At 70.9% G+C, this 24,039-nt stretch carries 18 protein-coding genes; 8 read left to right on the forward strand and 10 right to left on the reverse strand.

Annotation, left to right across the window (positions count from 1 at the left end; translation table 11 throughout):
* Nucleotides 1-67 precede the first annotated feature (67 nt).
* The 4 genes from ACPYN5_RS02490 (at nucleotide 68) to ACPYN5_RS02505 (ending at nucleotide 6,507) form a co-directional block, all read left to right on the forward strand.
* The gene (locus ACPYN5_RS02490; RefSeq protein WP_424447398.1) at nucleotides 68-874 is read left to right on the forward strand and encodes a PP2C family protein-serine/threonine phosphatase; all 807 of its coding nucleotides are present in this window, start codon (nucleotides 68-70) and stop codon (nucleotides 872-874) included.
* A gap of 67 nt (nucleotides 875-941) precedes the next feature.
* On the forward strand, nucleotides 942-3,665 hold the full coding sequence (locus ACPYN5_RS02495) for an FtsK/SpoIIIE domain-containing protein (protein ID WP_424447399.1): 2,724 nt from the start codon (nucleotides 942-944) through the stop codon (nucleotides 3,663-3,665).
* A gap of 61 nt (nucleotides 3,666-3,726) precedes the next feature.
* A complete protein-coding gene (locus ACPYN5_RS02500; protein ID WP_424447676.1) occupies nucleotides 3,727-5,250 on the forward strand; it encodes an APC family permease in 1,524 nt (507 codons plus the stop codon).
* A 3-nt stretch (nucleotides 5,251-5,253) separates the two neighbouring features.
* Nucleotides 5,254-6,507 carry a saccharopine dehydrogenase family protein gene (locus tag ACPYN5_RS02505; RefSeq protein ID WP_424447400.1) on the forward strand — a complete coding sequence of 418 codons (1,254 nt, stop codon included), beginning with the start codon at nucleotides 5,254-5,256 and terminating at the stop codon, nucleotides 6,505-6,507.
* Here ACPYN5_RS02505 and ald read toward each other — a convergent pair.
* The gene (gene ald, locus ACPYN5_RS02510) at nucleotides 6,484-7,599 is read right to left on the reverse strand and encodes an alanine dehydrogenase (protein WP_424447401.1); all 1,116 of its coding nucleotides are present in this window, start codon (nucleotides 7,597-7,599) and stop codon (nucleotides 6,484-6,486) included. The genes ACPYN5_RS02505 and ald overlap by 24 nt on opposite strands.
* Nucleotides 7,600-7,633: 34 nt before the next feature.
* Nucleotides 7,634-8,623, reverse strand: coding sequence for an asparaginase (locus ACPYN5_RS02515; RefSeq protein ID WP_424447402.1), 990 nt, complete (start codon nucleotides 8,621-8,623; stop codon nucleotides 7,634-7,636).
* Between the two features lie 52 nt (nucleotides 8,624-8,675).
* Between ACPYN5_RS02515 and ACPYN5_RS02520 the strand changes: the two genes are divergently transcribed.
* The gene (locus tag ACPYN5_RS02520) at nucleotides 8,676-9,155 is read left to right on the forward strand and encodes an OsmC family protein (protein WP_424447403.1); all 480 of its coding nucleotides are present in this window, start codon (nucleotides 8,676-8,678) and stop codon (nucleotides 9,153-9,155) included.
* 24 nt (nucleotides 9,156-9,179) lie between these two features.
* Here the strand turns inward: ACPYN5_RS02520 and ACPYN5_RS02525 are convergent, their stop codons facing one another.
* Nucleotides 9,180-9,980, reverse strand: coding sequence for a lysophospholipid acyltransferase family protein (locus ACPYN5_RS02525; RefSeq protein ID WP_424447404.1), 801 nt, complete (start codon nucleotides 9,978-9,980; stop codon nucleotides 9,180-9,182).
* A gap of 265 nt (nucleotides 9,981-10,245) precedes the next feature.
* The gene (locus ACPYN5_RS02530) at nucleotides 10,246-11,874 is read right to left on the reverse strand and encodes an HNH endonuclease signature motif containing protein (RefSeq protein WP_424447405.1); all 1,629 of its coding nucleotides are present in this window, start codon (nucleotides 11,872-11,874) and stop codon (nucleotides 10,246-10,248) included.
* Between the two features lie 164 nt (nucleotides 11,875-12,038).
* On the opposite strand from ACPYN5_RS02530, the gene ACPYN5_RS02535 reads away from it, so the two are divergent.
* Both ACPYN5_RS02535 and dxr read left to right on the forward strand, forming a co-directional pair.
* Nucleotides 12,039-13,016: an FKBP-type peptidyl-prolyl cis-trans isomerase gene (locus tag ACPYN5_RS02535; protein ID WP_424447406.1), complete on the forward strand. Its 978-nt coding sequence runs from the start codon at nucleotides 12,039-12,041 to the stop codon at nucleotides 13,014-13,016.
* A 96-nt stretch (nucleotides 13,017-13,112) separates the two neighbouring features.
* Nucleotides 13,113-14,198, forward strand: coding sequence for a 1-deoxy-D-xylulose-5-phosphate reductoisomerase (gene dxr, locus ACPYN5_RS02540; protein WP_424447407.1), 1,086 nt, complete (start codon nucleotides 13,113-13,115; stop codon nucleotides 14,196-14,198).
* A 9-nt stretch (nucleotides 14,199-14,207) separates the two neighbouring features.
* Here dxr and pflA read toward each other — a convergent pair whose 3' ends face one another.
* The 5 genes from pflA to ACPYN5_RS02565 form a co-directional block, all read right to left on the reverse strand.
* Complete coding sequence (gene pflA, locus ACPYN5_RS02545) at nucleotides 14,208-15,020, reverse strand: pyruvate formate-lyase-activating protein (RefSeq protein ID WP_424447408.1); 813 nt, start codon at nucleotides 15,018-15,020, stop codon at nucleotides 14,208-14,210.
* Nucleotides 15,021-15,025: 5 nt separating this feature from the next.
* On the reverse strand, nucleotides 15,026-17,299 hold the full coding sequence (pflB, locus tag ACPYN5_RS02550) for a formate C-acetyltransferase (protein WP_424447409.1): 2,274 nt from the start codon (nucleotides 17,297-17,299) through the stop codon (nucleotides 15,026-15,028).
* Nucleotides 17,300-17,481: 182 nt separating this feature from the next.
* Nucleotides 17,482-19,089: a Mur ligase family protein gene (locus ACPYN5_RS02555; protein ID WP_424447410.1), complete on the reverse strand. Its 1,608-nt coding sequence runs from the start codon at nucleotides 19,087-19,089 to the stop codon at nucleotides 17,482-17,484.
* A gap of 67 nt (nucleotides 19,090-19,156) precedes the next feature.
* On the reverse strand, nucleotides 19,157-19,861 hold the full coding sequence (locus ACPYN5_RS02560) for a DUF1775 domain-containing protein (protein ID WP_424447411.1): 705 nt from the start codon (nucleotides 19,859-19,861) through the stop codon (nucleotides 19,157-19,159).
* 62 nt (nucleotides 19,862-19,923) lie between these two features.
* A complete protein-coding gene (locus ACPYN5_RS02565) occupies nucleotides 19,924-20,517 on the reverse strand; it encodes a hypothetical protein (protein WP_424447412.1) in 594 nt (197 codons plus the stop codon).
* Between the two features lie 56 nt (nucleotides 20,518-20,573).
* Between ACPYN5_RS02565 and ACPYN5_RS02570 the strand changes: the two genes are divergently transcribed.
* Nucleotides 20,574-21,878 carry a M50 family metallopeptidase gene (locus ACPYN5_RS02570; RefSeq protein WP_424447413.1) on the forward strand — a complete coding sequence of 435 codons (1,305 nt, stop codon included), beginning with the start codon at nucleotides 20,574-20,576 and terminating at the stop codon, nucleotides 21,876-21,878.
* Between the two features lie 48 nt (nucleotides 21,879-21,926).
* On the opposite strand, the gene ACPYN5_RS02575 is transcribed toward ACPYN5_RS02570, so the two are convergent.
* Nucleotides 21,927-23,864: an anthranilate synthase family protein gene (locus tag ACPYN5_RS02575; protein WP_424447414.1), complete on the reverse strand. Its 1,938-nt coding sequence runs from the start codon at nucleotides 23,862-23,864 to the stop codon at nucleotides 21,927-21,929.
* Between the last annotated feature and the right edge of the window lie 175 nt (nucleotides 23,865-24,039).

Genomic DNA, 24,039 nt, shown 5'->3' on the forward strand with positions numbered 1-24,039 from the left:
ATGACCTCAGCGGGTGCGTCTACTAGAGTGTGACACGCCCATCCGTCGACGAAAGAAGAGTGACAGCGTGCCCGACCCCACGACCCAATCCCGGATCGTGGACGTCCCGTCCGGTGCGATCGAACTCCGGTGGGCCGCCGCGACCGACACCGGACGCCGCCGTGACAGCAATCAGGATGCCGTTCTCGCGCAGTATCCGCTCTTCATCGTCGCCGACGGCATGGGTGGACACATCGGCGGCGAGATCGCCAGTGCGAGCGCGGTCGAACGGTTGCGCGGCGTCGCAGACCGGGGCGTCGTCACCCCCGAGGACATCGAGGACGCCCTCGAACGCGCGGTCGGAGACATCGCCGATCACCCCGAGACCACGGACGATGGAACGGGGACGACCGTCACCGGCGTGTACCTCGACATCGTCGACGGCGAGCCGCAGTGGACGACCTTGAATATCGGCGACTCGCGCGTCTACCTGCTGCGCGACCAGGCGATCGCGCAGGTCACGACCGATCACTCCGTGGTCCAAGAGCTTGTCGCCGCCGGGCGCTTGAGCCCCGAAGAGGCGGAGCAGCACCCGTACGGCAACGTCATCACGCGCGCGGTCGGCCCCAGCGACGGCGTCACCCCGGACTACGTGCGCCTCGACGTCGTCGACGGCGACCGTTTCGTGATCTGCAGCGATGGGCTCACGAAGGAGCTCACCGACTACGGCATCCTGCACTTCCTGCTCGAGAACCCCGACCCGGCCGACGCCGTGTCGGCGATGATGACGGCGGCGCTCGAGAACGGCGGCCGCGACAACGTGACGGTGATCGTGCTCGACGCCCATGTTCGAGATTCCGCCACCGAGGGCGGCTCCTCCCCGGATGCCGGCTGACGGCCGCCTTCCACGCTGAGCGCTGAGGCGCGGCAGCGGCCGCGGCGCCCCGGGTTGACTGAGCGGCGTGCATTCCGCGACACCGCTCGACGATCCCATCCGTCTGCCTCCGCCCCAGCCCGAGACGACACGCTCGTCCTTCCCGCTGTGGGCGTTGGTCGTCCCCGTCGCCGGCGCCGTCGTCTTCTGGCAGGTGACCGGCTCGCCTACCGTGCTCTGGTTCGCGGCGCTCGGACCCCTCGTGGCCGTCGCGGCGATGCTCGACGCGGCGCGGGTCTCCCGGCGCGATCGCCGGCGGTCGGCTGCGCGGGCGGCCGACGCCCTGCGGGAGGCGACAGCGGAGTTGGCGCGGAGGCATGGCCTCGAGCGCGCCGAGCTCTGGCGAGCGACCCCGGATGCCGCTCGTCTTCTCGGCGAGCCCGACGATCTCTGGCGGCCGGGGCCGAGCCGCGACGTCGTGGTCGTCGGGTCGGGCGGTGCACCCTCGCGCGTGCGGGTCGAGGGAGAGGCGGCCGCCGAGTTCCGGCGAGCCGCGGTGACCGTCGCCGATGCGCCGGTCACCGTGCCGCTTACGGCCGGCATCGCCATCGTCGGGCCTCCCGCCGCGGCGGCATCGGTGGCGCGAGCGCTCGTCGTCCAGATCTGTCTCGTGCATCCACCGGGCGAGGTGCGCATCGCCGCCGCCGCCGAGGAATGGGCGCTGCGACTGCCGCATGCTGCTGCCTCTCGCGGACGACGGCTCTGGTGGGGATCCGGGTCACCTCCCGCGGATGCCGATGTCGCCATCGTCTGCGCCGGCCCGAGTGCGCCGCCGCCGCAGTGCGCCGCCGTGGTGCGACTGGTGGACGTCGATGAGGCGTTGCTCGCTTACGCCGGCTCCTCTGTGACGATCCATCCCGAGCCGCTCGGGCTGGGACAGGCGGCCGGGCTCGTCGAGCTTCTCCGAGAGCGCGCTGCGACGGCTCGGGGGGACGGGATCGTTCCGATCGCCTTCGACGACCTTCCAGCGCCGCGGCCGGAGGGCCTCCCTGCCGTGCTGGGTGCGGGCGTGGGCGAGATCGTCGAGGTCGATCTCGTCGACGATGGCCCGCACGCGGTCGTGGTGGGCATGACCGGCAGCGGCAAGAGCGAGCTGCTCGTGACGTGGGTCGCTGCACTGGCGCGAAGCCTGCCGCCCGCGCGCGTGAACTTCCTGCTGGTCGACTTCAAGGGGGGTCGGGCGTTCGATGCGCTCTCCTCGCTGCCGCACGTGACGGGCGTGGTGACCGATCTCGACGAGCGCAACGCGGTGCGGGCGGTCGACAGCCTGACGGCCGAGGTGCGTCGGCGCGAACGCGTTCTCGCCGACCTCGGCGCGCGTGACATCGCCGAGGTGGCCGACGCGATGCCCCGGCTGGTCATCGTCGTCGACGAGTACGCCGCCCTGACCTCCACTCACCCGACGATGCACGACGTCTTCGCCGATATTGCCGCCCGGGGCCGCGCGCTCGGACTGCACCTCGTGCTCGCGACGCAGCGCGCGGCGGGGTTCCGCGAAGCCGTGCTCGCCAACGCACCGCTGCGGATCGCGCTGCGCGTGGCCGACGCGGCCGACTCGCGCACCGTCCTCGGCTCCGCCGACGCGGCTGAGCTCCCCGGCGGGCACAGCGAGCGGGGGACAGCGCTCGTGAAGCGCCCCGCCGACGCGCAGCCGCGCCCGCTCCGGACGAGCCTGTGCCCGCCGACGGCCATCTCGGCGATCGCGCGGGCGGCGGAGGGCGCCGCGCCCGCTCGCCGCCCCTGGCTGCCGCCCCTGCCACAGCGCGTCGCGCTGGCCGAGCTCCGGCGCCCCGACGCCGTCGTGCTCGGACTCGCGGACGAGCCGGCCGAGCAGCGGCAACGCGTGGTGACGCTCGATCCGCAGGCGCCGGGATTGGCCGTCCTCGGCCGAGCGGGGTCGGGACGGACGACGCTGCTGCGCACGATCGCCGCGCAGACTCCACCCGATCGGCTGTGCTGGCTGCCCGACGATCCCGAATCGGCGTGGGACCTCATCGCCGGTCTCGATGATGTTCCGAGCGGATGGGTCGTGATCGTCGACGATCTCGATCGACTGCTCGGCCGGTTGCCCGAGGACTACGCGGCGGAGGGCGCGAAGATCCTCGAGCGCGCCGCCAGGGATGCCCGTTCGCGCGGCATCCGGCTCGCCTGTGCGGCGCAGCGGGTCACCGGAGCGGTCGGGAGGATCCTCGACCAATTGCCCGACCGGGCACTTCTGGCGGTGGTCTCGCGCTCGGAACACGTCGCGTTCGGCGGTGAGGCGCCGCATCACGATCCGGCGGCGCCGGCGGGCCGGGGCAGGTGGGGTGGTGCGCTGGTGCAGTTCGCGGATGCCGGGGGCTTCCTGCCTCCGCGGGAGGCGATCTGTCCGCCGGGGGAGTTCGAACCCCGGTACGCCACAGCGTTCGTCGCGCCGCCGACCGCCGCGGCGCATGCCGCGCTGGAACACTGGCGCCGACAGGGCATCGAGGTCGTCGGGGTGGAGCAGACGACGGCGTTGCGGCGCGGACGGGTCGTCTGGGGCGCTCCCGACGCGTGGATCGGGCGCTGGCGCAGTGCCGCATCGGCATCGGCCGGGCGCTGCCAGCTCGTCGTCGACGCGTCGTGCGCGGGCGAGCTGCGCGTTCTGACGGGTAGCCGTGACCTTCCGCCGTTCGCGACCCCCGGCCGCGGTCGCGCGTGGGTGTTCGATACGCGCAGCGACCGGGTCCGTCGCGTCACGCTCCCCGGAGCGCGATCCCCGGCGAGGTGAGTCTTGCGCGGCGAGGATCCCCGGCCCTAGCGTGCAGCTTGTGACCACCTCTCCCATCGACATGCGGCCGGCGGACGGCAAGGGTCTTGCGGCGGGGACGCTCGGACTGTGGGGGTCGACGGTGATCGGGCTGGCCTCGACCGCCCCGGTGTACTCCCTCGTCGCCACCCTCGGCTTCGTCGTCCTCGCCGTCGGCGCGCAGGCGCCCATCGCCTTCGTCATCGCATTCATCCCGATGCTCTTCATCGCCTTCGCGTACCGGGAGCTCAACAATGCGGTGCCCGACTGCGGCACGACGTTCACATGGGGCACGAAGGCCTTCGGGCCGTGGATCGGATGGATGGGCGGGTGGGGCGTCGCCGTGGCCGGCATGGTCGTGCTCGCCAACCTCGCGCAGGTCGCGGGCATCTACTTCTGGTCGCTCTTCGGCGACGGGACGCTGAGCGAGAACGTCCCCCTCGTCACGGCCACCGGCGTCGTGTTCATCGCTGCGATGACCTATGTCAGCTGGCGCGGCGTCGAGATCGGCGAGAAGCTCCAGAACGTCCTGCTGGCCGTGCAGTACCTCCTGCTCGCCGTCTTCGTCGTATCGGCGCTGTGGCACTACTTCGCCGGCGGGGCACCCGATCCGACCGCCTTCTCGTGGGAGTGGTTGAACCCGTTCGCCTTCTCCGACTGGAGCGGATTCGTGCAGGCGATCCTGCTCGCGCTGTTCATCTACTGGGGATGGGACACCTGCCTCGCATTGAACGAGGAGACGAAGGATCCCACGCGTATCCCGGGGCGTGCGGCCGTGCTCACCACGATCATCCTGCTCGTCACCTACGTCGGCGTCACCATCTCCGCCATGATGTATGCGGGGCTCGGAGACGGGCCGACGGGCCTCGGCAACGAGGACATCGCGGACGACATCTTCCTCGCGCTCAAGGACGGTCTGCTCGGGCCCTTCTCCTGGGCGCTCGTGGTCGCGGTGATGATCTCGGCGATCTCCTCGACGCAGACGACGATCCTGCCGACCGCCCGCGGCACCCTCGCGATGGCCGCCTATCGCGCGCTCCCGAAAGCGTTCCGCACGGTGCATCCGGTCTACAAGACGCCGTCGGTGTCGACGATCGTGGGCGGCACGGTGGCGATCGTCTACTACATCGGCATGACGCTCATCAGCGACAACATCCTGCAGGACTCCATCCTCTCGCTCGGCCTGGCGATCGCGTTCTACTACGCGCTGACCGGGTACGCCTGCGCCTGGTTCTTCCGGCGGGACCTGCGCCGCTCGACGCGCGATCTGGTGGTCAAGGGCATCCTCCCCGTCCTCGGCGCGCTCATGCTGACTTATGCGTTCGTGCAGTCGGCCATCGACATGTGGGACGTCGACTACGGCTACACCGTGTTGCTCGGCGTCGGGGGCACGTTCGTGCTCGGCATCGGCGCGCTCGCACTGGGCGTCGTGCTGATGGTCCTGTGGTTCCTCTTCCCGCGGGCGAAGCCGTTCTTCCGCGGTGAGAGCCTCAATCGTGACACCGACGTGCTCGTCCCCGACGAGCAGATCGCGCATCCGCGCTCGGTCGACGGCGGAAGGGGCTGACACGTGGGCACGCGCATACTCATCATCGGAGCCGGGGGAGTCGGGTCGGCGGCGGTCAGACTCGCCGTCCGCCGCGACTTCTTCGAGACGCTGGTCGTCGCGGACTACGACCCGGAGCGGCCGCGGGGACTGGTCGCCGACGTCGGCGACGCCCGGCTCGTCGCCGCGCAGGTCGATGCGTCGTCCGCCGACTCGGTCGCCGCGCTCATCGCCGAGCACGCCGTCACGCACGTGCTCAACGCGGTCGACCCACGGTTCGTCATGCCGATCTTCGAGGGATGCTTCGCGGCGCGTGCGACCTACCTCGACATGGCGATGAGCTTGTCGCGGCCGCATCCCGAGCGCCCGCACGAAGAGACCGGGGTCAAGCTCGGCGACGAGCAGTTCGCCGCCGCCGCCGACTGGGAGGATGCCGGTCTGCTGGCGCTCGTGGGTATGGGGGTCGAGCCGGGGATGTCGGATGTCTTCGCGCGGTATGCCGAGGACGAACTGTTCAGCGAGATCGACAGTCTCGGGGTCCGCGACGGTTCGAACCTCGTCGTCGAGGGGTATGACTTCGCGCCGTCGTTCTCGATCTGGACCACGATCGAGGAATGCTTGAACCCGCCGGTGATCTACGAAGAGGGGCGCGGGTGGTTCACGACGCCGCCGTTCTCGGAGCCCGAGGTCTTCGACTTCCCCGAGGGGATCGGACCGGTCGAGTGCGTCAACGTCGAACACGAGGAAGTGCTGCTCATGCCGCGCTGGACCTCGGCCAAGCGCGTCGACTTCAAGTACGGCCTGGGCGACGAGTTCATCGAGGTGCTGAAGGTGCTTCACAAGCTCGGTCTCGATCGCACCGACCAGGTGACCGTGAAGGGTGTCTCGGTCTCACCGCGCGACGTCGTCGCGGCGTGCTTGCCGGATCCGGCGACCCTCGGCGATCGGATGACCGGCAAGACCTGCGCCGGCGTCGTCGTCTCGGGCACGGGGCGTGATGGTCGGCCGCGATCGAGCTACCTCTATCACGTGGCCGACAACGAGGACACGATGCGCGAGTACGGCTCACAGGCCGTGGTGCTGCAGACCGCGCTCGGGCCGGTGATCGCTCTCGAACTGCTCGCGACCGGCGCGTGGGCGGGAACCGGTGTTCTCGGTCCCGAGGCGTTGCCCGCCACGCCGTTCCTCGATCTCCTCGCCTCTCCCGAGGGTCACGCCTCGCCGTGGGGCATCATGGAGCTCCCTCCGGGCTCGTCAGGCCAGCGCGTCGGCCAGTGAGCCCGCACCGAGGCCGTGCGCGGCGGCGACGCCTTCGTTGACGACGTGGCCGGCGGCCGTGTTGAGGCCGGCGGCGAGGGCGTCGTCGGCGCGCAGGGCCTGGCGCCATCCGTGACGAGCGATCTGCCGGACGTAGGGGAGGGTCGCGTTCGTCAGTGCCGCTGTCGAGGTGTTGGGCACGGCGCCGGGCATGTTCGCCACGCAGTAGAACACGGTGTCGTGAACGCGGAACGTGGGATCGGCGTGGGTCGTCGGCCGGGTGTCCTCGAAGCAACCGCCCTGGTCGACGGCGATGTCGACGAGCACCGAGCCGGGCCGCATCCGCGCGACGGTTTCGTTCCGCACGAGTTTGGGAGCCTTGGCGCCCGGGATCAGCACGGAGCCGATCACGAGGTCGGAGGCGATGACGGCGCGCTCGAGATCGAGCGGGTTGGAGGCTGCTGTCTTGACGCGTCCCTGGAAGTGGTCGTCGAGGAATCGGAGGCGCTGGATGTTCGTGTCGAAGATCGTGACATCCGACCCGAGGCCGGCAGCGATGTAGGCGGCGTTCGCGCCGGCGACACCGCCGCCGATGACCGTAACGGCGGCCGGTCGGGTTCCGGGAACGCCGGACATCAGCAGACCGAGGCCGCCCGCCGAGCGGAGGAGCGTCGAGGCCCCCACCATCGGGGCGAGCCGTCCGGCGACCTCGCTCATCGGGGCCAGAAGGGGAAGCCCGCCTCCCGGCAGCTGCACCGTCTCGTACGCGATGGCCGTCATGCCGCTCTCGACGAGCCGGTCGGTGAGCGGTCGATCCGCTGCGAGGTGCAGGTAAGTGAACAGGACCAGGTCGTCGCGGAACCGGTGGTATTCGCTCGCGATCGGTTCTTTGACCTTCAGCAGCAGTTCGCCGCGCGCCCAGACCTCGTCGGCGTCGTCGAGCAGAACGGCCCCGGCGTCGTCGTACTCGGCGTCGGGGAGCGATGAGCCTTCGCCGGCTCCGCGCTGGACGAACACGTCGTGACCGGCGACGACGAGGTCGTGCACGCCGGCAGGGGTGAGTGCGACGCGGTACTCGTTGTTCTTGACCTCGCTGGGAACGCTGATGCGCATGGCAGTCCTTTCTGCGCTCCCTCGTGAGGAGCCGCTACACCGTCGGCCGGATGATGCCGACGTTCTGTCCGCCGCCGAGCACGGCCAGCGGAAGGTGGGAGATCACGGGGGCGACCTGCGCAGCCTCGAGGGCGCCGGCTCGCACGAGCAGCGTGAGGGCGATCGCGGTCGCGGCGCGTCCGCTGCCGTCGAGCACCTTCAGCGCGACCGTGGTGCCGTCGGGCGCGACCATGACGAGCACGCCCTCGGCCCCGGTCTTGGCGAAGACCCCGAGGCGCTCGATGGCGATGGTGTCGGGGCGGCCGGGACCGTCGATCGTCCACGGGTTCTCGCGCACGGCGCGTACGAGCGATCCGGCCATGCGGTGCAGGGCGAAGGGCGATCGTTCGCTGGCGGTCCCGATGCGCTGGATCGCGCGTCCGAGTGCGATGAGGCTCATCGCGTAGACGGGCGCTCCGCAGCCGTCGATCGCCATGGCCGCCGCCTTCGTGCCGGTCAGCCGTTCGATGACCTCCCGCGTGTGCACCTGAAGGGGGTGCTCCGGGTCGAGGTAGGTAGCGGTGTCCCACCCGCTGGCGACGCACGCGGCGAGCATGGCGGCGTGCTTGCCCGAACAGTTCATCCGGATGCGCGTGGGTGCACCGAGCTCGCGCACGATCTCGTCGCGGGTCGCGGTGTCGGTGGGCCAGGCGGGCGGGCAGCCGAGGTCGTCCTCGCCCAGGCCGGCGTCGTTGAGGATGCCGCGGACGACCGAGACGTGTCGGTCGGTTCCGGAGTGGCTGGCCGTCGCCATGCCGAGACGTTCACCCTCGAGGGATGCTCCCGCCGTGAGGCTGGCGAGCGCCTGCAGCGGCTTCAGCGTGGAGCGCGGGAGGATCAGGGCATCGACGTCGCCGAGCGTCCGGATCGGGGACCCGTCGGCGCCGAGGACGACGGCTGCTCCCGCGTGCCGGGACTCGACGAATCCGCTGCGCTCGACGACCGCGAGCTCGACGGCGGCGGGAACGGCGAAGGTCTGCGGCACCCCGCCAGCCTACCGTTGCGACGTCCGGCACGCCGCGTGTCAGACTGTGCGCATGTTGGGTGAGCACCGCTACCGCGTGAGGGCCGAGTGGACCGGAAATCGCGGCACCGGGACCAGCGGTTACCGCGACTACGACCGGGCCGTCACGCTCCGCATCGACGGCAAGCCCGACCTCGCGGCATCCGCCGACAAGCCGTTCCGCGGTGACCCGGCGCGCTGGAATCCCGAAGACCTCCTGCTGTCTGCGCTCGCCGAGTGCCACCTCCTGTCGTACCTTCACGCCTGCGTCACCGCGGGAGTCGTCGTGGTGGGTTACACCGACGACGCGGCGGGGACGATGCGCGAGGACGGGCGCGGCGGGGGTGCGTTCACGGAGGTCGTCCTGCGGCCGCGTGTCGTCGTCGCCGAGGAGTCGATGCGCGAGGCTGCGCTCGCCGCGCACGCGCAGGCGAACGAGTGGTGCTTCATCGCGAACTCGGTGAACTTCCCGGTGCGTCACGAGCCGACGGTCGTGGTCGCCGGATCGGAATGAAGCCGGTCAGCACCGGCGTCGGTGTCAGCGGCGTTCGTGCGGGAGCGCCTGCTTGATGCGCTCGACCGTGTTCTGCGGGGGTGCCTCGTTGTAGGTGCCCGCGAGCTCCTGGCCGGACAGGGCGTGAATGGCGGCCATGATCTCGTCGGTCGCGTTGCGGCGGGCGCGGCCGGAGTCGGCTGGTCCATGGTGACTGAGGTCGAGCGGCTCGCCGAATCGCACGGTGACGCGGGGGCGCACGCGCGGGAACTTCGCGCCGACGGGCATGATGTCGCTCGTGCCGATCAGGCCGACGGGGATGACCGGTGCGCCCGTCTGCAGGGCGAGGAAGGCGACGCCCGTTCGCCCCTTGTAGAGGCGGCCGTCGAGGGAGCGCGTCCCCTCGGGGTACAGCGCGGTCGACCACCCGGCTTCGAGCATCTTCTTCTGCTGGTCGAGCGCGTCGAGCGCTGCCTGCCCGGCGCCGCGGCGGACCGGGAAGGCGCCGGCGGCGTAGAAGAACTCGCGCGACAGCCAGCCGCGGAATCCGGTGCCGTCGAAGTAGCTCGACTTCGCGAGGAAGCGCACCGGACGCGGCGACGCCATCGGGATGATGAACGAGTCGATGAAGGAGAGATGATTGCTGGCGAGGATGACGGCGCCCTTGCGTGGGAAGTGCTCTCGTCCCTCGATGCGCGGGCGGTAGATCAGTCGTGCCAGGGGAGCGAGCACCCAGCGGCCGACGACGTATGTGAGGCCGATACCCGGCACCGTTTCGGCCTCGCTGGGTGCGTCCTCGCGCTCGCCGGGCTCGCCGGGCTGCGGCTCGGTTGCGTCAGCGGTCACCTGACGAGGCTACTGCGGATCGCATAACCCCGCGGACATGTTGTGCGAGCCGGAGAGGCCGTCTGCCCGCGGATATCAGCAGGACAGCGCTGGGCCGGCTGGGCTGCCGGTACCGGCCGGCCGAGTCTCAGCCGCGGCCTGGTGCTGGCGTTACGCGCACGCTCGCCCAGGCCCAGGCCCCGGCCCAGGTCCAGGTCCAGGTCCAGGCTCAGGCTCACGCCCAGGCTCGGGCCCGGGCCCGGCCTCGGGCCCGGTGGCCAGCGAATCAGAAGGGTGGCGCGCCGGGCGGCATCGCGGTTCCGCCCGATGATCGCGGAGGTCGCGGAGGTCGCGGAGGTCGCGGAGGTCGCGGAGGTCGCGGTCGTTGCGGCGGCTCCGGAAGTCGGGGAGGTTCCGGAAGTCGCGGACGTTGCGGCGGTCCCGCAGGTCGCAGGGATTCCGGTACTTCGGGACGGCCCCGCGATGGCGGTGCATCGAAGTTTGCGGATGGTTCCGCGATGGTGAAGGCGACGAGGGGTGGTGGTGCGTCTTCGCGGTAGATCCGCCCCGTCGGCGAGGTCCACACCAGCCTTCCGCCGGGGAGTTGCCGGAGTTGCCATCGGGTGTGGTGTTTGACGTCGTGGTGGCGTTTGCAGAGGTGTGCGAGGTTGCAGACGTGGGTGGGTCCGCCGTGGGAGGCGGCGGTGGTGTGGTCGATCTCGCACCGGATCGCGGGTTGCCGGCATCCGGGGAACCGGCAGTGCCGGTCACGGGCCCGCAGCAGCCGGATCATCGCGGCGGTGGGCCGGTAGGAGTCGCATTCGAGCACGGTGCCGGTGACGGGGTGGGTGAGGAGGCGGTGCCAGGAGGTGCTGTTCCCGGCGAGCTCCCTTGCCGTGGCTGCGTCGATGGGGGAGCGGCCGACGAGATCGGCTGGCCCGTCCTCTTGTCCGATGAGCGTCAGGGCCGACACCGCGACTTGCACATGCGCACGGATCGCTCCGAGCGTCCCTTCCCCGTCACCCGCTGCGGTGGGGTCGAGGGTGGGTGTTCCGGCGAGGAGGAGGTCGGAGAACACGTCTGCCCGGACCTGATCGATGGTGCGGGCATCGCCCACGAACGACGATCCCTCTCCGGTCGGGCCGAACAACTCCCCGTCGCCGAATGTCGATCCCTCGGCAGCCAGGCCCGCAGCATCCGCACCGACCGCGCCATCCGCGCCATCCGCACCGTCGGCCGCATCCGCGTGGGGCCGCGCGTTGATGATCTCCCGCGCTTGCCGAGTCAACCGGTCGACGATGCCGTCGGCGATGATGGTGGGGAGCGTCGCGATTAGGTCGGACATCCCGTCGGGCCCTGCCTGGGCGCGCACACACCGCCCTGCTGCGGCTTCCTCATGGCGTTCGGTGAACGTCCGCGGGTGCAGGCGCTGCGCGAGGAACTCCAAGGAGGCCCGCACCCGATTCGGCGTCTCACCCTCGCACTTCTCGATCGCGACCCGCTCGAACTCCTCGCGCGCGTTCGCGGGGATGATGCATCCCACGTCCTGGATGACGCGCACGTGCCCCCGCACGATCCGCCCTTCCTCCCATGCAGTCATCGTCAGCGGATAGTTCTCCACGAGGTCCCCGGCCTCGTCGATCCGCCGCTGCAGCGTCCGGTCGGTCGCCACGAACACTCCCGCGAGCTCCGCAGCGATCCCACGCAACGCCATCTCACGAGCCTTTACCTTCACGGACGAGCCCGCCGACTGCTTCTCGGCGAGCACTCCCGCGGCGGCGAGCACCCGTACTTCGTGAATTTGCGCCGCGCGCCCGGCATCCGCGGCCGTCTCGGCGTCCGCGACGAGTCGGGCGAGGGCGTCCATGTCGCCGTCGCTTCCCATCCCGCCGCCCGATCCGCCGTTCGAATGCATGTTCGAATCTTGTCACGGACCTCCGACATCGGACCCCGACTTTCCACAGCCTGACTTGCAACGGTTGGAACCCACCGGCACCGCCGTCGACCGCCGGTTCTCAGCGGGCACCGATGGAGGTGCGAGAGGATGGACACTCCATCCCCCGATCGAAGAGGTCACTCGTGCGTCTGCGTCCGTTCGCCGCTCTGTCTGTCGTCGCCGTCTCGGCGCTCGCTCTCGCCGGGTGCGCGGGCGGGGATGCGGCAACCGAGACCCCCAGCCCGAACGCGTCCGGGGCCTCGTCGCAGTGCCTCGTCGACGCTCAGCCGGGCGAGGCGTCGGACAGCATCGAGGTGTCGGGTTCTGCGCCGGAGCTCAGCGCCACGGTCACCCCGGGCCTCGAGCCGACCGAGATCGAGCGCACCCTCACGACCCGCGGTGACGGTGACGACCTCGTCTCGGGCGATCTGGTGTCGGGGTCCTACGCGATCTACGACGGTGCGACGGGCGAGCTGCTCGAGCAGTCGCGCGACACCTCACCCGACGACTCCGGTCTCGTGCCGGTGCTGCTCGACCCGCAGCAGTACTCGGTGTTCGTCGCCGCTCTCGAGTGCGCTCCGCTCGGCTCGACCGCCGCGCTCGCGATTCCCGGGTCGGCCTTCGGGGAGGGGCGCACGTCGGTCGTCGTCGTGGCCGAGGGAGTCGAAAAGCTTCCGACGCGTGCCGACGGCACCGATCAGGCTCCCGTCGACGGCATGCCGACGGTCGAGCTCGCCGAGAACGGCGCTCCCACCATCGCCCTTCCCGGCACCGACGCGCCGACCGAGGTGCAGCTGGCGAACCTGAAGACCGGCGACGGTGCGACGGTGCAGCCGGGCGACACCGCTTTCGTTCAGTACACCGGTGTGAAGTGGTCGGACGGGTCGGTGTTCGACTCGAGCTGGGACCGCGGCCAGCCCGCTGCCTTCCCGACGAACGGCGTCGTCGCCGGCTTCCAGCAGGCGCTCGAGGGTCAGCAGGTCGGATCGCAGGTGCTCGTCGTCATCCCGCCGGCCGCCGGATACGGCGCGCAGGAGGGCAACGAGCTGCAGAACGAGACGCTCGTCTTCGTCGTCGACATCCTCGGGGTGCAGCGCACGCCCGCCCCCGCCGCAGGCTGACCCCGCCCCGCCCCGCCGCGCCCGGAACCGCCCGCCGCGCCCGGAACCGCCCCTCCCCGCCGCAGGCTGACACCGGCGAACGCCTAGGCTGACCGCATGCGTCGCGTGCTCATCCTCGGCTCCACCGGATCGATCGGGACCCAGGCTCTCGACGTCATCGACTCCCGCCGCGACCGGTTCGAGGTCGTCGGGCTCGCGGCCGGCTCGAACCGGACCCTGCTGGAGGAGCAGGCAGCGCGCTTCGGCGTCCACCACATCGCGCTGGGCGCCGCCGACGCGGAACGCCTCGTGCGTGATGTCGACGCCGACATCGTGCTCAACGGCATCACCGGGTCGGTGGGACTGGGGCCGACTCTCGCCGCCCTCGAATCGGGTCGCACCCTCGCACTCGCGAACAAGGAGTCGCTCATCGTCGGCGGTGAGCTCGTCACGTCCCTCGCCGCGCCCGGTCAGATCGTTCCGGTCGACTCCGAGCACTCCGCCATCGCGCAAGCCCTGCGGTCGGGTGAGCCCGACGAGGTCCGACGGCTCGTGCTCACGGCATCCGGCGGACCGTTCCGCGGCCGCAGCAGGGCCGAGCTGGCGGCGGTCACGCCCGCCCAGGCGCTCGCGCATCCGACGTGGGACATGGGCAGGGTCGTGACGACCAACTCGGCGACGCTGGTGAACAAGGGGCTCGAGGTCATCGAGGCCCACCTGCTGTTCGGGGTCGACTACGACAGCATCGATGTCGTCGTGCATCCGTCGTCGATCGTGCACTCGATGGTCGAATTCGTCGACGGCTCGACGATCGTCCAGGCCTCGCCACCCGACATGCGGCTGCCCATCTCCCTCGGCCTCGACTGGCCGCATCGGGTCGCGGGCGTGGGTGCACCGCTGGACTGGACCCGGGCGAGCGCGTGGACCTTCGAGCCGCTCGATACCGAGGCGTTCCCGGCCGTCGATCTGGCCAAGCAGGTCGGTCGCGCCGCGGGAACGTACCCGGCGGTCTTCAACGCCGCGAACGAGCAGGCCGTCGAGGCCTTCCATGCGCGAGCTCTGAGCTTCCCCGGCATCGTGGAGACCATCGAGCGCGTCGTCGATGCCCATCGGCCGCCGACCGAGCTGACCCGCGAGTCGCTCGCCGAGGCCGAGTCGTGGGCTCGCGACGCCGCCGACCGCGTGATCACCGACGCGGCCTGACCCGCTGATTCAGTAGACCGTGAGCCCCCGAGCGGCGAACTGCGCGCGGACACGAGCCAGCAGAGCCGGGTCCGGTGTCGGGCGCCCGGCGAGCGGATACGGGATCCTCAGCCGCTCCCACTTCGAGGTCCCCATCTGGTGGAACGGCAGAACCTCGACCCGCTGCACGTTGGGCCACCGCGAGACGATGTCCGCGACGGCGTCGACGTTCTCGCTCGCGTCGGTCAGCCCCGGAACGAGCACGAAGCGTATCCAGACCGGGATGCCGCGCGCGGCGAGCCGGTCACCGAAGTCGATCGTGGGCTGCAGCTCGCGCCCGGTGACCTCGCGATAGGTGTCGGGCAACCCCGACTTGACGTCGAGCAGCACGAGCGAGACGTCGTCGAGCAGCGCATCGGATGCCGCCCGGCCCAGGTTGCCGGACGTGTCGAGCGCCACGTGGACGCCGAGCTCGAACGCCGCGCGGGCGAGCCGCGTCACGAATGCCGACTGCTGCAGCGGTTCGCCGCCGGAGATCGTCAGGCCGCCGCCCGTGGCGCGGAACACCGGCAGGTACCGGCGGAGCCGAGCGACGACGTCGTCGAGCGTCGTCGATTCACCGTCGCGCTGACGCCACGTATCGGGGTTGTGGCAGTACTGGCACCGCAGCGGACATCCCGCGAGGAACAGGGTCATCCTGGTGCCGGGGCCGTCGACCGACGTCACGAGCTCCCAGGAGTGCACGCTCCCGACATTTCCGGATCGTCTGGCGATGAGACGGTCGTGACGGGGGTCGCTCGGATCGGATGCCGGCGCAGCCGCCGGCACCAGGATGGCGGACACGGGCTTCAGAGCCCGGTGTGGAACGTGCGGCTCAGGACGTCGAGCTGCTGCTCTCGGGTCAAGCGCACGAAGTTGACCGCGTAGCCGGAGACGCGGATGGTCAGCTGCGGGTACTTGTCGGGATTGACCATGGCATCCTCGAGCGTCTCGCGCGTCAGGACGTTGACGTTGAGGTGATACCCGTCAGACGCCATCTGCGCGTCGAGCAGGCCCACGAGGTTCCCGACACGTTCGTCTGCCGTCCGGCCGAGACCGCCCGGAGTGACCGTCGTGGTCAGCGAGATGCCGTCCTGCGCCTGATCGAAGGGAAGCTTCGCCACCGACAGCGCGGCTGCCAGCATCCCGTGGGTGTCGCGACCGTTCATCGGGTTCGCGCCCGGGGCGAAGGGCTGCCCCGCCCGGCGCCCGTCCGGGGTGTTGCCCGTGGCCTTACCGTAGACGACGTTCGACGTGATCGTCAGCACCGACTGCGTGTGCACCGCGTCGCGGTAGGTCTGGTGCCGGCGGATCATCGACATGAAGTCCGACACCAGCTCGCGCGCGATCTCGTCGACGCGGTCGTCGTCGTTGCCGAAGGTGGGGAAGTCGCCGTGGACGAGGTAGTCGACGACGAGACCCGAGGCGTCGCGCACCGGCTCGACCCGTGCGTACCTGATGGCCGAGAGCGAGTCGGCCGCAACCGACAGTCCGGCGATGCCGCATGCCATCGTCCGCAGGACGTTGCCGTCGTGCAGGGCCATCTCGAGCCGTTCGTAGGCGTACTTGTCGTGCATGAAATGGATGCAGTTGAGCGCGTCGACGTAGGTCTCGGCGAGCCACTCCATCATTCCGCGGAAGCGCTCGCGCACATCGTCGTACTCCAGCACGTCGCCCGAGACGGGGGCGACGGCCGGCGCGATCTGCTTGCCGCTCACTTCGTCGCGCCCGCCGTTGACGGCGTACAGCAGCGTCTTGGCGAGGTTGACCCGGGCGCCGAAGAACTGCATCTGCTTTCCGACCGTCATCGGCGAGACGCAGCAGGCGATGGCGGCGTCGTCTCCGCAGATGGCGCGGATGTGGTCGTCGGACTCGTACTGGATCGACGAGGTGTCGATGGAGACCTGGGCGCAGAACCGTTTGAAGCCGTCGGGCAGCGCGTCGCTCCACAACACGGTGAGGTTGGGCTCCGGCGCCGGCCCGAGGTTGTAGAGGGTCTGCAGGAAGCGGAAGGCCGTCTTCGTGACCAGCGTGCGTCCGTCTTCGCCGACCCCGCCGATCGACTCGGTGACCCAGGTCGGGTCGCCCGAGAAGAGGGCGTCGTATTCGGGAGTGCGGAGGAACCGCACGATCCGCAGCTTGATGACGAGGTCGTCGATGAGCTCCTGCGCTTCGACCTCGGTCAGGATGCCGCCTGCCATGTCGCGCTGGATGTAGGCGTCGAGGAACGAGGTGTTGCGCCCGAAGCTCATCGCGGCGCCGTTCTGCTCCTTGACCGCGCCGAGGTAGGCGAAGTACAGCCATTGGATCGCCTCGCGTGCCGTGGCGGCCGGCCGGGTGATGTCGAAGCCGTACGAGCCGGCCATCTCGGCGAGCTCCTGCAGAGCGCGGATCTGTTCGGCGTTCTCCTCCCGCGAGCGGAGGATGTTCTCGGTGGAGGGGTGCATGTCGAGCTCCGCGCGCTCGACCTTCTTCGCTGCGACCAGAGCGTCGGTGCCGTAGAGGGCCACGCGGCGGTAGTCGCCGATGATGCGGCCGCGGCCGTAGGCGTCGGGGAGGCCCGTGATGATGTGGCTGCTGCGAGCGCGCCGTACGGCGGGCGGGTAGACGTCGAACACGCCGTCGTTGTGCGTCTTGCGGTAGCGGGTGAAGATCGTCTCGAGCGCCGGGTCGACCGGATAGCCGTAGGTCTCCAGTGCACCCCTGACCATGCGCCATCCGCCGTTCGGCATGATCGCGCGCCGCAGCGGAGCGTCGGTCTGCAGCCCGACGATCAGTTCGTCCTCGCGGCGGATGTAGCCCGGAGCGTGCGAGGTGATGGTCGACGGGGTCGACGCATCGACGTCGTAGACGCCCCGCTCCCGCTCGGCAGGGAACATCCCGCTCAGCGTGTCCCACAAGCCGGTGGTCCGCGCGGTCGGCCCGACGAGGAACGACGCGTCGCCGGTGTAGGGCTCGTAATTGCGCTGGATGAAGTCTCGGACGTCGATGTCGTCCTGCCACGGCCCGGGCGCGAACCCCGCCCACGCCGCGGGGACCGCGTCGTCGTCGTGCGCTGTCGTGGTCGGGATGACTGTGCTCATCGTGGGTCCTTCGTCCTGTCGGAAGGCCCGCCGGGGAGCGGGGAAGGCGCTGGTCGTGCCTGCCGCGGCGTGCCTGCCGGCGACGCTACGCGTGCCTCACGGGCGCGACGGCAATCGTGCACGTGGGGGACAGGACGGTGACAGGCCGGGGCTTTTTCACAGTGGTCCGACCACAAACGCGCTCAGTCGGTGTAGGGCACGACCCAACTGGGCTCCGGCACCGGCCATCCGGCATCCTGCAGGGCCCGCCGGGCGAGCTCCCTCGCCGAGTACGGGGTGCGGACTCCGCGGATGTCGCGGTAGTCCTGGTGCCCGGGTCCCGCCCACAGGATGGCGTCGCCGTCGCCCACGAGAGAGACCGCCTCGACGATCGCCTTCTCCGGCGGCGACGATTCACGGATGTCGGCGTCCGGCCGTGCGCGGCGGGCGCCCTCGAGCAGGGTGGCGCGAATGGCGTCGGGATCCTCGAAGCGCGGGTGGTGGTCGGTGACGATCAGGATGTCGCTGCCGAGGACTGCCGTGGCCCCCATGTCGTGACGCTTGGTCTTGTCCCGGTCGCCGTCGGCGCCGAAGACCATGACAACGGTCCCCGGCGTGACGCGACGGACAGCCGCGAGGGTCTTCTCGAACGCGTCGGGGGAGTGCCCGAAGTCGACGTAGACCGCCGGGCCGCTGTCGCCCGACACGCGCTGGGTGCGGCCGGGGAGATGAGCGCGGATGCGCTCGCCGTCGAGCACACGCACGAGCTCGTCCCACGGGTAGCCGCCCTCGAGCAGCATCACGATCGCGAGGCCGGCGTTGGCCGCCATGTGCCGGCCGATCACGGGAACCGTCGTGGTGAGCTGTCGCCCGTCGGCGCCGACGAGGCGGAACTCGGTCCCGCTCTGTCGCTCCTCGACGATCTCCACCGTCCAGTCGGCGGTCTCGGCGGGGTTCTCCGCGATCGCGGGGGTGACGATGGTCGTCACGGGGATCTCCGCCCGAGCGACGATCTTGCGGCCGGCCCCCGAATCGAGGCACACCACCCCGCGTCGTGCCCGGTCGGCACGGAACAGCGGCAGCTTGGCCTCGAAGTACTCCGCCATGTCGCGGTAGTCGTCGAGATGATCGTGCGAGAGGTTCGTGAAGCCCGCGACGTCGAAGACGACGCCGTCGACACGGTGCCGCGTCAGGGCCTGCGCGCTGACCTCGACGGCGACCGCCTCGACACCGCGCTCGCGCATCAGGGCGAGCAGGGCATGGAACTCGGATGCCTCGGGCGTCGTGAGCCGCGAGACGATGACCTCGCCGGCGATGTGGCGCTCGGCGGTCGATGAGAGCCCGGTGACGGCGCCGAGCTGGCCGAGGACGCCCTCGAGGAGGTGCGACACGCTGGTCTTGCCGTTGGTGCCCGTCGTGCCGAACAGGAGCGGCAGACGGTCGTCGCGGCCGGTTCCGTAGACCCAGGCCGAGAGCTCGCCGAGCCGCCCACGGGGGTCGTCGACCACGACGATCGGCAGACCGACGTCGGCGGCGAGCTCGGCGCCCGCGGCATCCGTGACGATCGCCGCAGCTCCTGTCGCAGCGGCCTGACGCGCGAACTCGGCGCCGTGGCGGGTCGCGCCGCGGACGGCGACGAAGGCTTCGCCGGGCCGCAGATCAGCGGTCGCGAGAGTGATCCCGGACACGGTGACGCCGGCGGCATCACCGACGATCCGGCCGCCGACGTGCGCGGCGAGCTCGGTCAGGGAGCGGCGCGGCGGACTCTCGGGGCGGAGAACGGGAGGGAGGTTCGGGGCGTCGGTAGGCATTCCCACCATCATCTCATCCCGGTCCGCGGGCGGTGGCGCCGATTCGACGCCGCCGCCCGCGGAGTGCTCAGGCGCGGCGTCGGGTGATCGCGAGCACGAGCGCGGCTGCCGCGACGACGAGAGCGCCGGCCGAGAGCCAGATCGGCAGCGGGTCCGCCGCGGGGGTCGATGCCGCCGTCGTCTCCGCGTCGGACGCATCCGTCGAGCCATGCTCGCCCGCTGACTCGGCCTCGGAGTGGTCGCTGTGCTCATCGGCCGCGGCGGCGCCCACGACGACCACCGGAGCGGGGTACTCCAGGTCGTGGGGGTCCTGGCCGTCCTCGGCGATCTGGACCCACGCGGCCTCGCCCGTCTCGCACTGCTGCGTCACGGGGAAGGCGAAGCTCTCGCCTTCGGTCGATCCGGGGAAGATGACGTTCATCCCGGCCGACGCGGCGTAGGAGTCGGGGATCGGGGCGACGGCCGTGTAGGTGATGCGGGTCGGGATGCCGCTGTCGCCGGCCTCGGTCGTGATGGTCCATGCCCCGTCGACCACGGGCGTCGCGCCCTGCGCCTCGGCGGGGATGTCGATCACGAGGGCCGTGGTCGGCGAACCGTCGCAGCCGTGGCTGAACGAGAAGTCGATGCGGCTCGAGCCGTCGGCGGCGACGTCCTCGGGCGTCACGTGCACGTGGGCGGAGGCCGCGAGGGGAAGGGCGAGGGCGAGGGCGGCGCCGGCGGTCACGCCGATGGCCAGGCGCGCACGGCGGCGCGCGGGGATGTTGCGGGTCATTGTCGTCTCTCAGAACGTGCGGGCGGCGTCGTGCCGCGCCGCATACCTACGGGAAGGGGAGGTCACGCGGTGGCGACCGGAGGACCCCGCAGGGACAGAGACGATCGGAGGCGGCGGACCGGCAGGATCCGGATGCCGCGGCTGACGGGCCGAAGCAGGGGGGTCCGGGGCCGCGCGACCGGCGACAGGAGGCGGACGAACCGCCGGATGCCGCGGTGGATGATGCGGATCAGCCGCTCCGCCGCGACGAGAGCCGCGACGGTGACCCCGGCCGCGAGCAGGTGCGTCACGGTCATGTCGGCCGTCAGGGCATGGGTGTGCTCGAGTGGCGCGGAGAGTGCGAGGCTCGCGAGGTGGCCGTGGACGTGCGGCACCGGTCTCGCCGGATCGGCTGCACCCACGATCGAGAAGAACGTGTGGAACAGGCCCTGGCTCGCGAGCGCGGCAAGCCCGGTGCGCCATGGCGACGGTGTGCGACCGGCGAGCCACACCGCGACCGGAGCGGCCAACAGGATCGCGACGGCGATCAGCCACAGCGGGGCGAGACCGCCCGAGATCGTGTGAGCCGTGGCAGCGAGAACGGTGGCGACCGCTGCCGAGCCGGTTCCGCGGACGACGCGCGCGCGACGCTCCGCTGCACCCCGCGCCCGCTCCATGGTTGGAGTTTAGGGCCTGGGACAATTCAAAGGCTCGACCGGTACCCTCAGCGCTCGTGACCGTTCTCGCTTTCGTCATCGGCGTCGTGCTGCTCGTCGTCGGGCTCGCCGTGTCGATCGCGTTGCACGAGGTCGGGCACCTCGTTCCCGCCAAGGCTTTCGGGGTGAGGGTCGGGCGCTACATGATCGGCCTCGGCCCGACGCTGTGGTCGCGACGCTTCGGCGAGACCGAGTACGGCGTCAAGGCGCTGCCCCTCGGCGGCTACATCTCGATGTCGGGCATGTACCCGCCGGCATCCGACGAGCCGGGAGCGCCGAGCCGAGCCGGCGGCCGCTTCTTCGCGACCATGGTCCAGGACGCCCGCCTCGCCAACGCGGAGACCCTGGTCGATGGCGACACCCGACCCGCGTTCTACCAGCTCGCGGTTTGGAAGCGCATCGTGATCATGGTCGGTGGTCCGTTCATGAACCTCGTGCTGGCGATGGTGCTCTTCGGCATCGCGTTGAGCGCGATCGGAGTGCCGAGCGTCTCGCCGACGATCGCCGCGGTGAGCGAGTGCGTCATCCCCACGGGGGCGGACCGCACGACCTGCGAGCCGGGAGACCCGGTCTCGCCCGCGGCCGCCGGCGGCATCCGTCCCGGTGACGTCATCGTCGCCGTCGACGGCACGGAGGTGTCGGGATACGCCGAGGCGACCGCCATCATCCAGGCCTCGCCCGGCCGCACCATCCCGATCGTCGTGGAGCGCGCAGGCGAGCGCGTGACGCTCGATGTGACGCCCGTGAGCGCCGAGCGCCCCGTGGCGACTCCGGACGGGGGGACCGAGATCGCCCAGGTGGGCTTCGTCGGTATGACGGGCACCCGCGTGAACGTCCCGCAGCCGATCTGGGCCGGACCGCAGGTCGCGATCGAGCGGCTGGGCGCCGTCGCGAGCGTGATCTGGCAACTGCCGGTCAAGGTGTACGAGACCGGTGTGGCGCTCGTGACCGGCGGGGAGCGCGACCCCAACGGCCCGTTATCGGTCGTCGGAGCCGGGCGCATCGCGGGAGAGGTCGCGGCCACCGAGGCGCCGATTCAGGATCGCGTCGTCGACCTGCTCAGCCTGCTCGGATCGCTCAACATCGCCCTGTTCATGTTCAACCTGCTGCCGCTGCTGCCCCTCGACGGCGGGCATGTCGTCGTCGCCCTCTGGGACGGCCTGAAGCGCGCGTGGGCGAAGCTCTTCCGTCGCGCGCGGCCGAAGCCGGTCGATGCGACCAAGCTCGTGCCGGTGACCTTCGTCGTCGTGATCGGCCTCATCGTCATGGGAGGCACCCTGATCCTCGCCGACGTCTTCAACCCGATCTCGATCCTCGGCTGACGCCTGTGCGCGCCGGCCCGCCGCGTGCGGGCTGAGCGCCGGCTGCGCTCAGGCCGCCACGGGTTCGAGCGCGAAGCCGATGAGCCGCTCGAGCGTGGGCAGTCCGTCGCGGGACAGGATCGACTCGAGGTGACCCTGCACCGACGCGTACCCGGGTCCGCGCAGCGCGTAGACGTCGCCCGACGTCGCGTCGGCGGCGATCTCAGCCTCGCCGAGCCGGGTGGTTCCCGGGGCCACACGCGCGGTGAACGTGTTGTAGAAGCCGATGGATGCCGGCTGACCGAACACATCGACGCTCTTCTGCAGGCCCTGATGCGGCGACGCGAGCGGTGCGAGCCCGATCCCCAGCCGGTGGGCGAGGATCTGGTGGCTCAGGCAGACGGCGAGCAGAGGCCGCCCCGCGTCGGCACGGCGGGCCACCAGCTCGCGCATGCGGGCGATGCGGGAGCTGCCGCCGTCGCGGGGGTCGCCGGGGCCGGGGCCGAAGACGACCAACCCTGCGTCGTCGACCGCCGCATCGGTCACCTCATGCCACGGGGCGATGCGCACCGCGAAGCCCAGGTGATGGAGCTGGTGACCGAGCATCGTGGTGAACCGGTCTTCGGCGTCGACGACGAGCACCTCGCGCCCGGCGAACGGACCGCCCTCGGCCGCCTGCGGGTCGAGCCAGAACTGCGCGAGCCGCGCATTGCGCGACGCGAGCAGGGCCGCGATGGTCGGGTCGTCGCCGAGTCGGGGCTGGTGGACGGCAGGGGCGTCTTCGTCGACGGCGGTCGTCGCCATGATCGGTGCGGGGGCGTCGTCGCGGTCGACGGCGCCGATGGCGCCCAAGACGCCCGCCGCCTTGCCGTGGGTCTCGCCGACCTCGCCGGCGGGATCGGAGTGACGCACGAGCGTCGCGCCGACGGGAACCCGCAGCCGTCCGTCTACCAGATAGGCGGTGCGGATCAGGATCGGTGCATCGAGGTCGTGGCCGCCACCGGCCGCGGGGGTGAACAGGGCCGCGACGCCGGAGTAGTAGCCGCGCGGGGTGCGCTCGTGCCGGGCGATCACCGTGCAGGCGTTCTGCATCGGCGAACCTGTGACGGTGGGTGCGAACATCGTCTCGCGGAGGATGTCACGCGGATCCATCGTGCTCGAGCCGCGCAGCATGTACTCCGTGTGGGTCAGGCGAGACATCTCCTTCAGGTGCGGCCCGGTGATGCGGCCGCCGTCGGAGCACACGGCCGACATCATCTTCAGCTCCTCGTCGACCACCATGAAGAGCTCCTCGGTCTCCTTCGTCGACGAGAGGAACTCCGTCAGGGTCTCCGCCGTGGCGCCGCCGCGAGGATGGCGGAAGGTGCCGGAGATGGGATTCATCGTGACGATGCTCGTGCCCGGGTCGGCGGGCGCTCCGCTGCGGGCGCTGACGTGGGCCTCCGGGCTCGCACCGACAGCGACGTGTCCGTCGGTGACGACGAGGAAGGTCCAGTAGGCGCCGCGCTCGTGCTGGAGCAGTGCCCGGAACCAGGTGAGGCCGGCGGTGACGGCATCCGTCTCGACCGTGGCGGTGAAGTCGCGCCGAATGACGAAGTTCGCCCCCTCGCCCCGCCCGATCTCCTCCGCGATGACCCGGCGCACGATGTCGGCGTACTCGTCGTCCGAGATGTCGAACCCCGCGTCCTCGAGCGGGACGCGCTCGGACGGCAGCTGGCGCAGGGCCTCGGCCAGAGGCAGCGAGCCGTGCTCGGCGACGCGCAGGCACCGCAGCGGCGCGCGATCGTCGTGGCAGACGAAACCGCGTTCGACGACCTGGCGGAACGGCACCAGGGCGAGGACCTCGCGCGGGGTGCCGTCGGCGTCGTCGAGCGGGATGTCGGCGAGCAGGTCGACGTCGACGACGTCGCCGCGCAGCACCTCGACGTTCGCGCCGTCTCGCGCGATGAGCGCGAACGGCTCTCCGCTCGCCGCGAGCTCGGACAGGGTCGGGAGGGAACCGGTCATCGTCGTCTTTCTTCGTCGGAGCGCCCGCCCCACGAAGAAGACCGCCGGGCCTTCAACGCCGGGCGGTCTGAAACGTGTGCACGTCGAACACACCGCCTAGGCGGTGTGCCACCAGGAGAGGCGCGTGCGCATGGGCCGAAATTATCACAACCGCGTGCGCCGTGGCGCCGTCCGC

It is taken from the genome of Microbacterium arborescens (assembly GCF_049707515.1).
In the GTDB taxonomy this organism is placed as follows: domain Bacteria; phylum Actinomycetota; class Actinomycetes; order Actinomycetales; family Microbacteriaceae; genus Microbacterium; species Microbacterium arborescens_B.

Bases quoted from the DNA above. Each gene is read 5' to 3' on its own strand.
- ACPYN5_RS02500 (WP_424447676.1), top strand. From the start codon at position 3,727: ATGCGGCCGGCGGACGGCAAGGGTCTTGCGGCGGGGACGCTCGGACTG.
- ald (WP_424447401.1), bottom strand. From the start codon at position 7,599: ATGCGCATCAGCGTTCCCAGCGAGGTCAAGAACAACGAGTACCGCGTC.
- ACPYN5_RS02520 (WP_424447403.1), top strand. From the start codon at position 8,676: ATGTTGGGTGAGCACCGCTACCGCGTGAGGGCCGAGTGGACCGGAAAT.
- ACPYN5_RS02530 (WP_424447405.1), bottom strand. From the start codon at position 11,874: ATGCATTCGAACGGCGGATCGGGCGGCGGGATGGGAAGCGACGGCGAC.
- dxr (WP_424447407.1), top strand. From the start codon at position 13,113: ATGCGTCGCGTGCTCATCCTCGGCTCCACCGGATCGATCGGGACCCAG.
- pflB (WP_424447409.1), bottom strand. From the start codon at position 17,299: ATGAGCACAGTCATCCCGACCACGACAGCGCACGACGACGACGCGGTC.
- ACPYN5_RS02555 (WP_424447410.1), bottom strand. From the start codon at position 19,089: ATGCCTACCGACGCCCCGAACCTCCCTCCCGTTCTCCGCCCCGAGAGT.
- ACPYN5_RS02560 (WP_424447411.1), bottom strand. From the start codon at position 19,861: ATGACCCGCAACATCCCCGCGCGCCGCCGTGCGCGCCTGGCCATCGGC.
- ACPYN5_RS02565 (WP_424447412.1), bottom strand. From the start codon at position 20,517: ATGGAGCGGGCGCGGGGTGCAGCGGAGCGTCGCGCGCGCGTCGTCCGC.
- ACPYN5_RS02575 (WP_424447414.1), bottom strand. From the start codon at position 23,864: ATGACCGGTTCCCTCCCGACCCTGTCCGAGCTCGCGGCGAGCGGAGAG.